Genomic DNA, 12,759 nt, shown 5'->3' with positions numbered 1-12,759 from the left:
CCTTGGCGTGTCGGGAAGATCAGGACATCGAGGCGATGAGGCTGGCCGGACGCAGGTCCGTCCAGTTCTCCTCGACGTAGTTGAGGCAGGCGTCGCGGCCGTCGGGGCCGAAGGTCGTCGTCCAGCCCTCGGGCACGGGGATGCGCTCCGGCCACAGCGAGTGCTGGTTCTCCTCGTTGACCAGCACCAGGTACACGCCGTCGGCGTCCTCGAACGGGTTGGTGGTCATGGCTCGTCTCCTCAGCGGGTTCGGGCGTCGTGCTGGTGCGCGACGCGGTTCAGTGCGGCGAGCAGGGTCGCCGAGCTCGTGGTGGTGCCGGAGCGGTCCACGGCGGAACGCGGGATCGGCATGGCGCCGACGGACGACCAGCGCAGCCGACCGGAGTCGTCGATGTGGCTGCGGGAGTGGCCCGCGTTGTCGGGGTGCAGGCAGTACGGCACGTCGAGCAGTCCGCGCCGGAACGCGGCGAGCAGCGTCGTGCCCGGATCGCCTGGCAGCTCGAGCACCGCTTCGACCAGCGCCGTCGCCTCGGCGAGCACTCCGGTGTCCTCGAAGGACTTCTCCCGGGCGACCGACGAGGCAGCGGCGTCCGCGCTCTCCAGAGCGTCGACGTTCTCGGCGACGGTGGGGATGCGGTGGGCCTCGGCCACGGTCTTGACGATCAGGCGTTCGGCGCCGGCCCGGACGGCGAGCCGGGCCGCGTTGTCGTTCAGCAACCGGGCACCGGACGGCGTTCGCGGGAACACGCCCATGTAGGCGTAGACCACGACGTGCCAGTCCACATCGGACAGGAAGCGGGCGGCGAGCGCGCGCAGGGCGTGGATCGCCTCGGCGTCCTGGTCCGCGTTGGTCTGCTGGGCGTAGCTCAGGGAGATGCTCTCCACGCCGTAGAAGCGGAAGAAGATCGCTTCCAGGACGCTGAGCGCGACCAGCAGGCTCGGCGGGCACAGCTGGCCCATCATGCAGCCGCCGAACGTCTCCAGGTGGCCGGAGAAGTCCTCGCACGCCTCGGACCAGTGCTCGACCGAGTCGCGCAACGGCTTCCGGCTGTACGGCAGGCAGTACGACACCGGGCCGCCCTCGGTGGCGTCCAGTCCCGCCCCGGCCAGTGCGGCGAAGATGGCCCGCGGGTCGGCGGAACCGTGCCGCACCTGGACGGGGAACCCGGTGAGCCCGTCCAGCACGGCCCGCGTGGTGTCCGGGTGGTGCGAGACGATCGGGTACCCGTTGAGCCGGGCGCCGTCGTGCAACGCCTCCAGCGCCGCGCGGTGGTCACCGACCCTCGTGTAGCTGTCGACGGTGAGGGTGCCGACGGTGGTGGCACGGGCGTCCCGCACCGCCAGCAGCCCGGCCCGCATCTCCAGCGGGGACGCCATGCCCATCCGCGGCTGCACCACGAGCCTGCCGTGCGCCGCCGCCAGCGCCACCGCGTCCGCGAACCCGGTCACGACACACTGTCCGCGGTGCGTGCCAACACGAACGCGGCGATGAACTCCCGGAACCGCGTGATGGCCGTGTCGTCGTCGAAGACCTCGGTGAAACCCGCTGCCCGCAACGCGTCGGCCTGCGCGGGCTCCGGGCCGCCGGTGCCGAGCTTGCCGCCGATGACGACCGGGACCGCCGCCAGACCGGGCCGGCTCAGCACCTCGGCGAGCGCGCGCGGCCCGTCCTGGTAGCCGTGCCCGTTGACCGTGCTGAGCACCACGAGATCGGGCTGTTCGGCCTCGCACTCGTCGGCGAGCAGCACGGGCGGCACGCACGCCCCGAGGTTGACCACGCGGTACCCCTCCTCCTCCAGCAGCAGCTGGAGGTAGACGAGGTTCCAGGTGTGCGAGTCCGACGCGGTTCCGGACAACAGGACCAGGTTGTTCATGTCAGGTCAGGCTTTCTCGATGACGGGGTGCGGGGTCGGCGGCACCGGTCCGGCCGGGGAACCAGACGTCCTCGCCGTCCAGCGCCGTGGGGGTGTACTTGCCCAGCGCGCTCGTCAGCAGCCGCACCTCGAAGGCGAGGCACTCGACGAGACGACGCAGACCGTGCTCGGGATCGGCGTCCACGGCGGTGAGCGCGGCACGGCCGAGTCCGACCGCGGTGGCACCGAGCGCCAAGGCCTTGACGGCGCGCACGCCCTCCCAGACGCGGCCGGTGGCGAGCAGGCAACCCGACGGCGTGCCGATCCGCCGCAGGCACTCGGCGAGCGGCAGGCCGACGTGGTCGAGGAACGCGCGGGGCGCCCACCCGGTGCCACCCTCGGCACCGTCGACGGTCACCGCGTCCGCGCCGGCCTCCCACGCGCACGCCGCGGCCTGGGCCACGTCCCGGCCGGGGTGCAGCTTCACCCAGATCCGGGCGCGCGGGAAGTTGTTGCGCATGAACCGGATCTGCTGCCGCAGGATCTCGTCGGTGAACGTGCCCGGGCTGCCCGAGCGCAGCACCCCGGGACCGGACCACAGGTCGTCGATCGCGAACTGGTCGGACACCCGCGCGGCCGTGGCCCGGTCGAGCACCGTCAGGCCGCCGAGCCCGGGCTTCGCGCCCTGGCCCACCTTGAGCTCGAAGCCGAGCCTTCCGGTGGCCAGCAACGGTTCCGCGGCCGGATCGCTGTAGACGAGGTTCCACACCTCGGCGTCCGCGTCCTCGGTGCTCTGCTGCACCACCACTCCACCCAGCGACGGGCCCGCCTCGTCGAGGTAGGCCCGGACGCGGGCCAGCATCCCGGTGGTGGCGTCCGGCTCGCGCCGGTACCCGGTGACGGGAACGACGTTCTCGCCGATCACCATCGGGATGCCGAGCGCACCCGCCTGCCTGCTGGCCGCGACCGACACCTCGGAGCTGCCGATGCGCGTGGAACCGAATGCGGACAGGAAGACCGGCAGCGCGGAGGAGAAGCCACCGATCGTCGTCGCCAGGTCCACATCGGACTGCAGCGGCTCACGACCGAGGTCGATCAGCTTCTCCAGCCGCAGCGGCATGAACACCGGCGGCACCAGCCTGGCCGCGTCGAGCTCGTCGGCCGGACCCTCCTCGCCGGACGACCGCGCGCCGAACACCTCGTGGCCGTAGGACTCGACGGGCGGGAACGCCTCCGCGGTGCCGTTCAGGGCCCGCGCCCGCACCTGTTCCTCGGGGAAACCGGCCGCCCTCACGGTGCCAGCTCCCCTGGCACCTTCGGGTAGGCGTTGACCTGCCACACCGCGTCCAGGCCGGTGAGGAAGCGGGTGAGGCGCTCCAGTCCCATGCCGAACCCGGAGCTGCGCGGCACGCCCTGGCGCATGACGTCGAGGTACCAGCGGTACTTCGCCGGGTTCTCCCCCGTCTCGCGCATCCGCGTGACGATCGTGGCGTAGTCCGACTCGCGCTCGCTGCCGCTGACCAGTTCGCCGTAGCCCTCGGGCGCCAGCAGGTCGAAGTTGCGCAGCCGGCCCGGTTCCGTGGTGCTCTCCCGGTCGTAGAAACCGCGCGAGCCCTTCGGGTAGTCGGTGACGAAGAACGGCCGGTCCTTCTGGCGGGACAGCAGTTCCTCGCCCGTCCAGGCGATCTCGGCGTCCGGGCTCTGCGGGTGGCCGAGCAGGTGCAGCTCGTCGACCGCCTCGCGGTGGCTGAGCACGCCGAACGGTCCGGACAGCAGCCAGGCGAACGCCAGCGGGTCACGCCCGAGGAGCTCGAACTGCTCGGGCACCGCCGTCAGCACGTGCCGCACGACGTAGGTCAGCAGCCCTTCCGCCACGCGCATCGCGTCGGCACGGGTGCCGTGCGCCATCTCGACGTCGATCTGGTGGAACTCCGCGAGGTGGCGCTGGGTGTTGCAGGTCTCCACCGGTTCGGCTCGGACGTTGGGCGCGACGTAGAAGATCTTGTCGAACGTCAGCAGCGAGGCCTGCTTGTAGAGGATGCCGCTGCTCATGACCTTGTACTTGTGGCCGTAGTAGTCGACGTCGACCTGCTTGGACCCGCGGGCGCCGGGGTCGGTCACCGGGCCGATCACCGGCGGCAGCATCTCGACGAAGCCCTCACCGCGCAGGAACGTCCTGGCGGCGCCGAGCACCTCCTGCTGGATCAGCATCGCGGCCCTCGTCGTGTCCGAGTCGAGGTGCTCGGCCAGCGGCGGCGGACGGCGATCGGCGGCGGGCTCGATCGCGACGGTCGTTGCGTGCTCCATGTTCTTTCCCACCCTTGGGTTTTCGCTGTTCGGGGCTTGTCAGAGGCCGGACGCGGGGACGATCACGCGCCGCCAGCCGCCGGGGTCGGGCAGGACGCCGCGCTGGGTGTCGATCAGCGCCTGGCGCAGCTCGCGGGTCACCGGCCCGGCGGTGCCGTCGCCGATCACCCAGTCGCCGTCGCGGTCGCGCACCGTGCCGACCGGCGTGACCACGGCCGCCGTGCCGCAGGCGAAGACCTCGGTGATGAGGCCGGAGGCGCACTCCGCACGCCACTGGTCGACGGAGATCCGCTCCTCGCGGACGGTGTGGCCGAGCCGGTCCGCGAGCACCATCAGCGACTCGCGGGTGACGCCGGGCAGCAGCGTGCCGGTCAGTCCGGGCGTGACGACCTCGGTGCCGAAAGCGGTGCTGCGCACGAAGAACAGGTTCATGCCGCCCATCTCCTCGACCCACCGGTGCTCGGCGGCGTCGAGCCACACGACCTGCTGGCAGCCGGCCTGGCGGGCGAGGTTCTGCGCGACGAACGACGGGCCGTAGTTCGCGGCGCACTTCACGTCGCCGGTACCGCCCTGCACGGCGCGGCTGTGCTCACGGCTCACCAGCACCGAGACCGGCTCCAGCGCCTTGTCCCCGAAGAACCCGCCGGCGACGAACGCCATCAGCAGGAACCGGTACTCGTCGGACGGGCGCAGCATCAGGTTCGGGTCGGTGGCGAACATCAGCGGCCGCAGGTAGAGGCTGATCGACGGGTCGTCGGGCAGGCCGGCGCCGTCGAGCAGCACCAGGTCGTCGATCGCGGTGAGGAAGTCCTCGACCGGGAGCTCCGGCATCGCGAGGCGGCGGGCGGAGCTCTGGAACCGCAGGGCGTTGCGGTCCGGGCGGAACACCGACACCGAGCCGTCGGGGCCGCGGTGGGCCTTGAGCCCCTCGAAGATCACCTGGGCGTAGTGCAGGCCGATGGTCGCCGGGTGCAGCGGCAACGGCTCCAGCAGGCCGACGCGGCGGTCGTGCCAGCCGTCGACGGAGTTCCAGGTGAGGCTGACCATGTGGTCGGTGAAAGCGTCGCCGTGGCCAGGGTTGCTGGTGGCGGGCGAGCTCAGCTGCGTGGTCATCAGGAGTTCCTTTCGTCCGGGATCCGCAGGTCCCGCACGTGTGGGCGGGAGAAGGCGTAGAGGAGGAGCGCGGCGAAACCGCCGGCGAACAGCAGCGCGGCGAAACCGAGGCCCAGGAGCTGGGCGAGGAAACCGAAACCGACCATCGTGACGGGCATCAGCGCGTCGTCGGTGAGCGAGAGCACGGAGCCGACCCTGCCGAGGTACTCCTCGTCGACGGTCGCCTGGAAGGCACCGGACAGCATCGGTGAGGCCAGTCCCGCCACGACGCCGACCACGACCATCCCGCCGAGCGTCGCCGCGTAGCCGGCGTTGCCGACCAGACCGAGTGACGCGGCCTGGGCGAACAGCAGCAGCACGGCGGCACGCAGCGGTCGTTCCGGGCGCCACTTCAGGGCGATGAGGGTGCCGACCGCGGCGCCGGCGCCCAGCGAGGCGGTCAGCCAGCCCAGGCCCACGCCGCCCCAGCCGCTGGCCACGGCGTGCAGTGCGAGACCGACCGCGACCACCGGGCTGACGAAGACGTTGAGGCCGGACAACGTGATCACGAGATCGCGGACCTTCGGCGTGGTCCGCAGGTAGGACATCCCGTCGCCGATGTCGGCACGCACCGTGCCGCCGCTGGAGCGCGCCAGCGACCACCGCGGCCGGACCGCGATGAGCACGAGAAGGACCACCGCGAACGACACGAGGTTCAGCGACATCGCGCCGCCCAGTCCCCACGCCACCAGCACGAGGCCACCGAGAGGCGCGCCGAGCACGCCGGCCAGCCGGTCGAGCAACTGCCGCAGTGCCGACAGCCTGACCAGTTCGGTCCTGCGCACCAGCTGCCGGGGGAACGCGCCGGACGCGGGTCCGTAGAACGCGTCCGCCACACCGAACAGCAGGCCCACGACCATGAGCAGGCCCGCGGACACACCGGTCACGGCGAGCGCGGTCAACGCGCCGGCCAGCACGACGATCCGCGCCAGGTCCGCGCCGATCATCATGCGGCGGGCGTCGAAGCGGTCGGTGAGCGCGCCGCCGAGGATCGTCAGCAGGAAACGCGGGATCGTGGCGCAGGCCAGGACCAGGCCAGCCAGTGCGGCGTTGCCGAGCTGGGCGGCGGTGAACGCCAGGGCGACGTACCAGATCTCGTCACCGACCGCCGAAACGCCGGTGGCGAAGGCCCAGCCCAGTGCGCGGCGGTCCCGCCACAGGGTGCGCGGGGCCTCGGCCTTCACGCCGGGGTCGTCCACCTCGGGCACCGCGGTCACCGCGGGTTCCCGGCGGGGGCGGTCGGTCGATGACTGCTGGCGGACATCATTCCTCCGAGGCGGTTTCCGGGCTGCCGTTGACTGGACAGGCACCAATCTCGGACAGCGCGCTATCTCGGCGGCATCTCAGGGCAATCCGCATCGAAAGATACGAGCGGAACCTCGCCAAACGGGACGACCGCAGGGCTTTGAGCTGCGGATATCCCGTTCACTATCTCGCGCTGGACGGAACTACCGGTCGTGATAGCGCCGGGATTGCCGACGAGATAGGGGCGGGATTACAGCGGCCAATAGCGTTTTGGACATCAGCCGGAAATAGCCGCTGAAATTCCACCCAGAACCGCGAGGAGAAACCTCATGAAGCACGCCGCGTTCACCCGGATCGCCACCACCGTCGCCGGCGCCGCGCTCGTGTTCGGACTCGGCGCGGCGATCATCGGCGCGGACGTGCAGGCCGGCGCCGCGGTCCTCGCGGCGGAGAGCAACCCGTGGAACGGGGTCCAGGACGACAGCAACCCCTGGAACGGTGCGGCCGGCGACAGCAACCCGTGGAACGGCACGGACGACAGCAACCCGTGGAACGCCGCTCCCGCGAGCAGCAACCCCTGGAACTAGAGCTTTGCCGACAGACCGGTGAGCGCCTGCTCCGCCGCCGCCAGTTCCCGATCCATCCCGCGGGCTCCGAAGATCTGCACCGCGTGCAGCACGAGCTCCGACGCCCGGTTCCCCTCGCCGAGGCGGGCCAGCACCGGCGCCAGGTCCACCCGGATCGCCGCGGCGCCCACGTGGTCCATGATCCGCTCCCGCGCCGCCAGCGCCTGCTCGAAGTACGCCTGCGCCTCGCGGTCCTGACCGAGCGCGGCACTCACCTCGCCCAGGTTGCGCAGCAGGTGCCCCTCCCCGATCACGTCACGGCTCTCGCGCACCATCCCGAGCACCCGCGTGAACGTGGCCAGCGCGTCGCGGTGCTGCCCGGCCCGCACCTGCACCTGGCCGATCCGCCGCAGCGCGTGCGGGATCCCGTTGCGGTAGCCCGCTCCCTCGAAGATCATCATCGCCTCGAGCAGCTGCGCCGTGGCCTCGTCGGTCCGGCCGCGGCGGCACAGGACGTCGGTCTGGTGCGTCAGCACGATGCCCCTGCCGACGAGGTCCTGCGCCCGGTCGAGGTCGCGCATCGCGGCGGCGTACAGGTCGAGCGCCAGGTCGTCGTCGCCCGACCAGCGCGCGAGCAGGCCGAGGTCGCGGCGGCACAGCGCGAGGCCGCGCGGGTCGTCCAGCTCCTCGAACGTCGCCAGCGCCGTTGTCAGCGCCTCGTGCGCGCGGGTGGTCTGGCCGCGGTTGATGTACAGCGTTCCCATCGAGCTCAGCACCGCCGCCGTGCCGCGCACGTTCCCGGCGGAAGTGGTGGCCTGCAACGCCTTCTCGTGCGTCTTCTCCCAGTCGTCCAGGTAGCCGTGCGACTCGAACAGCGTCGCGGCCGAGACGGCGAGGTCCCAGCACGCCTCGTCGAACCCGGCGTCGGCGGCCTGGCTGATCGCCGCGCACAGGTTGGCCTGCTCGCCGTCCAGCCATTCCAGCGGGTCGCCGGACACCTGCTGGACGTACGTCGCCGGGGGCAGCCAGCGCAGCGCGGTGCCGTGCAGCACGGCGTAGTCGCCGCCGTAGACGGAGCGGTGGGCCTGTTCCGCGAGCGCGAGCCAGCCGCCGAGGACCCGTTCCACGGCACGGCGCCGCATGTCCGGCGCCACCTCGGCGTTCAGCTTCTCCAGCGCGAAGAGCCGCACGATGTCCTGGTAGCGGTAGCGGAACTCGCCGGTGCGCTCGACCGTGGTCACGTCGAGCATCTGCACGTCCACCAACGGTTCCAGCAGGTCCGACGGGTACCGCGAGTCGTCGTCCAGCACCGCGCCCGCGACCCAGCCGGGCAGTTCCGGGCCCTCGGCGAGGCCGAGCAGGCCGAACAGGGTCCGCGACCGCCGGTCCATTCCGTTGTGCGTCAGGGACAGGCTGGCCCGGATGGTCATCTCGCCGTGCGCCAGCTCGTCGAGCCGGTGCCGTTCGCTCGCCAGCCGGTGCACCATCGAGGCGAGCGACCAGTGCGGCCGGGCCGCGAGCCGGGCCGCGATGATCCGCAACGCCAGTGGCAGCCCGCCGACGGTCCGCACGAGCGCGGCGGCGGCCTCGGGTTCCCGCGCCACCCGTTCCGCGCCGATGACCCGGCCCAGCAGGTCCAGTGACTGGCCCGGGTCGAACACCTCGACCTCGACCTGGCGCGCGCCCGGAACACCGGTCAGCCGCGATCGGCTGGTCACCAGCACGGCGCACGTGTTGCTGCCCGGCAGCAACGGGATCACCTGGCTCTCGGCCGACGCGTCGTCGAGCACGACGAGCGTGCGCCGTTCGGCCATCAACGTCCGGTACATCTCGATGCGCTCGTCGAGGCCCATCGGGATGACCGTGCCCGGGATGCCCAGCGCCAGCAGGAAGCGGCCCAGCACGTCCGCGGCGGCGGCCGGTTCCTCGCGCGTGCCGCGCAGGTCGCAGTAGAGCTGGCCGTCGGGGAACCGGTCGGCGATGCGGTGGCCGATGTGGGCGGCGACGGTCGTCTTGCCGCTGCCGGGTCTGCCGATGACGACCACGACGCCGACGGCTCTTCGGTCGCCGCCGACGAGCACGGCCTCGGCGGTGCGGATCAGGGCGTCGTTGCCGATGAAGTCGGCGGTGTCGGCGGGCAGCTGACGTGGACGTTCGAAGCTCGGCGCGGGCGGGACGACGGCCGGGCCCGGCTCGGCCTGGGTGGTGACGACGTCCCCGGCGAGGATCGCCGACTCGAGCAGCCGCAACCGTTCCCCCGGCTCCAGGCCCAGTTCCTCGACCAGCAGGTGCCGGCCTGCCCGGTACGCCTCCAGCGCCTCGCCCTGTCTGCCCGCGCGGTGCAGCGCGAGCATCAGCACGGCGCGCAGCCGTTCGCGCATCGGGTGTTCGTGGACGAGCCGGGTGACCTCACCGACGATCTGGTGGTGGCGGCCGAGCTCGAGCTCCAGTTCGAGGTAGTCCTCGGTGGCGGTGAGCAGGTCCTCGTCCAGCCGCGACGCCCGGTTGCGCAGCGCGGGGTTCGCCAGCCCGCTCAGGCACGGACCGCGCCACAACGCGACGGCCGACCGCAGCAGGTTCGCCGCCTCGGCCGTGCGGCCCTCCTTGACGAGGACCCTGGCCTCGGCCAGCTTGCCGGCGAACACGTGCATGTCGAGCGTGTTGTCGCCCAGCAGCAACTGGTAGCCGGGCATCCGCGTGACGATCGACAGGTCGACACCCGCGTCGGCCAGCTTCTTGCGCAGCCGGGACACGCAGATCTGCACCTGGGTGCGCGCGGTGTCCGGAGGCAGCTGGTTCCACAGCGTGTCGACGATCTGGTCCGTGCTGACGACCTGGTTGGCCTCCATCAGCAGGAGCGCGAGGACGACCTGCTGGCGGCCAGGCGTCACCCACACCGGCCCGGCCGGCCCCTCGACCTCGATCGGCCCGAGGATCCGGAACACGGAATCCCCGGACCTGCGCAGCACAGCACTCACGTCCGCCGCCCCTCCTTGTGCATCCCCCAGCGACCGACTTCCTCAATGTATGCAGCTCCGGATGTACTTGTATATCCGGCGGATGCTCGATCATCCCGTCATCCGGGAGGATTGCGGAGTGGCCGGTGGCGGGAAAGCGCCGTGATAGGCCTGGGTTATCGGCAGATGGAACTCTGGGCATTGCATTTCGAAGGCGCCCGAAGGAGTTCGCCATGACGGGAGACGGCCACACGCCACCCAGCGCGGCGACGCTGGCCGCGGGCGTGGACCACGTCCGGTTGTCGTATCTGTACCTGGACGAGGGCGATCTGGACGCCTACGCGTCACTGCTGCACGAGGACATGCAGGTGCGGACACCCGACGCCCCGGCCTGCCACAACCGCACGGACGCAGTGCGCCTCGCGGGAACCACCGGAGGCACGCACGAACTGTTCAAGGTGATCGGCGAAGGGTATTGCGTGGTGGCGGTCGGGCATTACTCCCCGCCTGGCGCCACACCCCGTGAATTCGATTTCGCCGACTTCTTCACGTTGTCGGAGGACTCCCTGCTGCTGAGCCGCCGCCGCTTCTACTACCTGCCACCGCCGGACTGACGCGCCGCTACCGTAGGCCCCATGGCCGACCGCCCACTGCTCTTCCTGGACGTCGACGGAACCCTCCTGCCCTACGGCGGGGTTCAGCTGCCGACCACCGCCGACCGCTGGACCGACTGGCAGCACACGTCCAACCCGCAGCTGGCCAAGATCACTCGCGCGCACGGCCCGAGGCTGCTCGCCCTGCCGTGCGACCTGGTCTGGGCCACCGCGTGGATGCACGACGCCAACGACGTGATCGCACCGCTCCTGGGCCTGCCGGAACTGCCGGTGGCCGACCTGCCCGACGCACCCGACGAGGACGACCCGGCCGCACTGCACTGGAAGACGCGGGCTCTCGTCAACACCGCGGCAGGACGCCCGTTCGCCTGGGTGGACGACGAGATCGGCAACCTCGACCGCATCTGGGTCGAGGCCCAGCACCCCGGAGAGGCCCTGCTGCTGCGCGTCGACTCCCAGGTGGGCATCACCGAGGCCGACCTCGTCACGCTCACCGAGTGGCTGCACGGACTCTGAGTCCTCAATGGACTGGATGTCCACTTCTCCTCGCGGAACTGGACATCCGTTCCGGCTGTACGGGTGACGTTGATCGGCAAGCGGCCTATTCCGCGCGGTAGCCCTGGATCGGCACCGCGGCGCGCCCGACCATCTTCTGCCATGGCGGATGACCCCGACTCCCTGCTCGCGGTGGAGAAGAGCGCGCTGCTCACCAGACTCAACGCCCTGACCGAGGCCGGCCCGGACGACCCCCGGTGGCCCGAGCTCGCCGAGAACCTGCACAAGGGCGTCGAGGCCGTCCTCCGAGCACGGCGCGACACCGAGGCGGACGCACTCCTGCTCCTCCACCGCGTGATCGGCGTGGTCGCGGCGGTGGCCTCGGTGGCGGTGCTCGTCTTCTTCTTCAGCGCGTGGAACGTGCTCCCGGCGGGGCTGGCGCTCGCCGTCGCCGTCGTGCTCCTGGCGAACCCGGCCGTGCGCGGTGTGTGGGAGCCGCGTGCTCGCACGTGGGCGGGGGCCGCGGCCATGGCGGGCGTGCTGCTGACGCCGCTCGTGGGCGGCTGGTCGGCGGTGGTGGTTCTCGCCGGAATCGGTTGGTGGGCTTGGAGGTACGTGAGGTGAACAACAACGACCCGATCCACGAACTGACGCAGACCACCAGTCGTCAGAAGCAGCGCATCGACTTGCTGGAGAGCAAGGCGGAGAAACTCGACAGAATCGTCACGCGGCTGGGGAAGCTGGAGAGCAAGGTCGGCGACCACTCGGTCGGTGAACTGCAGAAGAAGATCAAGAAGATCGGCACGCAAGCCGCCGAGACGGACACACGGCTGGCCGAGGCGTCCGCGAGGGTCGTCAAGCTGCGCCGGGACGTCGACATCCTGCACAGAACGGTGCGTCTCAACAGCGGGCTGCCCCGATCCGACTACGACTCCTGGCCGGAGATCACACCCGAGATGATCCAGCTGATCCGCACGAGGCTCGCGGCGACACCGGTGTCCGAGACCGAGATCGAGCGGTTGCTCGAGCAGCAGGAGAAGGCTCGGGAGCAACGCGTGCAGTGGGACAAGTCGCTGGAGGCCGCGATCGCGGCTGTCCGCACGCTGACCGAACTGCCCGCCGGCGCGGAACGGTTGTGGCGCAGGGAGGTGCGGACGTGGCTCGCGTTCCGCGACGCGGGTGAGCGACCCGTGGACAAGGAAGAGCAAGCACGCCGTCGGCACTACGAAGCGCGACGAGCGCACCAGGCGGCAACGGTGGCCGAGGCGAAGTCCGAGGCGGCGGACACGGCCGCCTGCGCGGTGATCCGCGAGCGCGTCGTCGCCGCACTCGCCCAGGACCTCGTCCCTCCCCCGTGGTTCGAGAGCGCGCTCGGCCTGTTCCCGCCGAGGGAACCCAGTCAGATCAGGCCCTGGCTCGACGTGGCCACACGGCTCATCCGCTATCGGCTGCTCGCCGAGGTCAGCGATCCGGTGTTCCCGTACGGCGACCGGCCGCCCGACTCGAAGCTCGCCGGTGAGCGCGACGAGGTGGAGAGGCTCTGCGACGGCCGGCGGTGGGCATGATCGAC

General features: G+C 71.2%; 13 protein-coding genes. 5 read left to right on the top strand and 8 right to left on the bottom strand.

Annotated features, from left to right (window positions below):
* Positions 1-19: 19 nt before the first annotated feature.
* The 7 genes from ACWF7A_RS30305 to ACWF7A_RS30275 are packed head-to-tail and all read right to left on the bottom strand — an operon-like array spanning position 20 to position 6,529.
* Positions 20-229, bottom strand: coding sequence for an MbtH family protein (locus ACWF7A_RS30305; RefSeq protein ID WP_452253907.1), 210 nt, complete (start codon positions 227-229; stop codon positions 20-22).
* 11 nt (positions 230-240) lie between these two features.
* Positions 241-1,449, bottom strand: coding sequence for a methylaspartate mutase (locus ACWF7A_RS30300; RefSeq protein WP_452253906.1), 1,209 nt, complete (start codon positions 1,447-1,449; stop codon positions 241-243).
* Positions 1,446-1,874 carry a cobalamin B12-binding domain-containing protein gene (locus ACWF7A_RS30295; protein ID WP_452253905.1) on the bottom strand — a complete coding sequence of 143 codons (429 nt, stop codon included), beginning with the start codon at positions 1,872-1,874 and terminating at the stop codon, positions 1,446-1,448. Before ACWF7A_RS30295 ends, ACWF7A_RS30300 begins: the two co-directional genes overlap by 4 nt.
* 1 nt (position 1,875) lies before the next feature.
* The gene (locus tag ACWF7A_RS30290) at positions 1,876-3,147 is read right to left on the bottom strand and encodes a glutamate synthase-related protein (protein ID WP_452253904.1); all 1,272 of its coding nucleotides are present in this window, start codon (positions 3,145-3,147) and stop codon (positions 1,876-1,878) included.
* Positions 3,144-4,160 (bottom strand): asparagine synthetase A, encoded by a 1,017-nt coding sequence (locus tag ACWF7A_RS30285; RefSeq protein WP_452253903.1) that lies wholly within the window; start codon positions 4,158-4,160, stop codon positions 3,144-3,146. Before ACWF7A_RS30285 ends, ACWF7A_RS30290 begins: the two co-directional genes overlap by 4 nt.
* 39 nt (positions 4,161-4,199) lie before the next feature.
* On the bottom strand, positions 4,200-5,273 hold the full coding sequence (locus ACWF7A_RS30280; RefSeq protein WP_452253902.1) for a branched-chain amino acid aminotransferase: 1,074 nt from the start codon (positions 5,271-5,273) through the stop codon (positions 4,200-4,202).
* Complete coding sequence (locus ACWF7A_RS30275; RefSeq protein WP_452253901.1) at positions 5,273-6,529, bottom strand: MFS transporter; 1,257 nt, start codon at positions 6,527-6,529, stop codon at positions 5,273-5,275. Before ACWF7A_RS30275 ends, ACWF7A_RS30280 begins: the two co-directional genes overlap by 1 nt.
* Positions 6,530-6,886: 357 nt before the next feature.
* Between ACWF7A_RS30275 and ACWF7A_RS30270 the strand changes: the two genes are divergently transcribed.
* A complete protein-coding gene (locus ACWF7A_RS30270; RefSeq protein WP_452253900.1) occupies positions 6,887-7,144 on the top strand; it encodes a hypothetical protein in 258 nt (85 codons plus the stop codon).
* Here the strand turns inward: ACWF7A_RS30270 and ACWF7A_RS30265 are convergent.
* On the bottom strand, positions 7,141-10,101 hold the full coding sequence (locus tag ACWF7A_RS30265) for an AfsR/SARP family transcriptional regulator (RefSeq protein WP_452253899.1): 2,961 nt from the start codon (positions 10,099-10,101) through the stop codon (positions 7,141-7,143). The two genes, ACWF7A_RS30270 and ACWF7A_RS30265, sit on opposite strands and share 4 nt — an antisense overlap.
* A 212-nt stretch (positions 10,102-10,313) precedes the next feature.
* Between ACWF7A_RS30265 and ACWF7A_RS30260 the strand changes: the two genes are divergently transcribed.
* From ACWF7A_RS30260 to ACWF7A_RS30245, 4 genes are all read left to right on the top strand, one after another.
* A complete protein-coding gene (locus tag ACWF7A_RS30260; protein ID WP_452253898.1) occupies positions 10,314-10,694 on the top strand; it encodes a nuclear transport factor 2 family protein in 381 nt (126 codons plus the stop codon).
* Between the two features lie 21 nt (positions 10,695-10,715).
* Complete coding sequence (locus tag ACWF7A_RS30255) at positions 10,716-11,210, top strand: HAD domain-containing protein (RefSeq protein WP_452253897.1); 495 nt, start codon at positions 10,716-10,718, stop codon at positions 11,208-11,210.
* 141 nt (positions 11,211-11,351) lie between these two features.
* On the top strand, positions 11,352-11,813 hold the full coding sequence (locus tag ACWF7A_RS30250; protein ID WP_452253896.1) for a hypothetical protein: 462 nt from the start codon (positions 11,352-11,354) through the stop codon (positions 11,811-11,813).
* A complete protein-coding gene (locus ACWF7A_RS30245) occupies positions 11,810-12,754 on the top strand; it encodes a hypothetical protein (RefSeq protein ID WP_452253895.1) in 945 nt (314 codons plus the stop codon). Before ACWF7A_RS30250 ends, ACWF7A_RS30245 begins: the two co-directional genes overlap by 4 nt.
* Positions 12,755-12,759 lie beyond the last annotated feature (5 nt).

Source organism: Lentzea sp. NPDC055074, assembly GCF_053608005.1.
The sequence above is the reverse complement of the archived record's forward strand: the minus strand, read 5'-3'. Positions and strand labels throughout refer to the sequence as shown.

What these genes read in the sequence shown, in the direction of transcription:
- ACWF7A_RS30305 (WP_452253907.1), bottom strand. Translation starts at nt 229, where the DNA reads ATGACCACCAACCCGTTCGAGGACGCCGACGGCGTGTACCTGGTGCTG.
- ACWF7A_RS30295 (WP_452253905.1), bottom strand. Translation starts at nt 1,874, where the DNA reads ATGAACAACCTGGTCCTGTTGTCCGGAACCGCGTCGGACTCGCACACC.
- ACWF7A_RS30285 (WP_452253903.1), bottom strand. Translation starts at nt 4,160, where the DNA reads ATGGAGCACGCAACGACCGTCGCGATCGAGCCCGCCGCCGATCGCCGT.
- ACWF7A_RS30280 (WP_452253902.1), bottom strand. Translation starts at nt 5,273, where the DNA reads ATGACCACGCAGCTGAGCTCGCCCGCCACCAGCAACCCTGGCCACGGC.
- ACWF7A_RS30270 (WP_452253900.1), top strand. Translation starts at nt 6,887, where the DNA reads ATGAAGCACGCCGCGTTCACCCGGATCGCCACCACCGTCGCCGGCGCC.
- ACWF7A_RS30260 (WP_452253898.1), top strand. Translation starts at nt 10,314, where the DNA reads ATGACGGGAGACGGCCACACGCCACCCAGCGCGGCGACGCTGGCCGCG.
- ACWF7A_RS30255 (WP_452253897.1), top strand. Translation starts at nt 10,716, where the DNA reads ATGGCCGACCGCCCACTGCTCTTCCTGGACGTCGACGGAACCCTCCTG.
- ACWF7A_RS30250 (WP_452253896.1), top strand. Translation starts at nt 11,352, where the DNA reads ATGGCGGATGACCCCGACTCCCTGCTCGCGGTGGAGAAGAGCGCGCTG.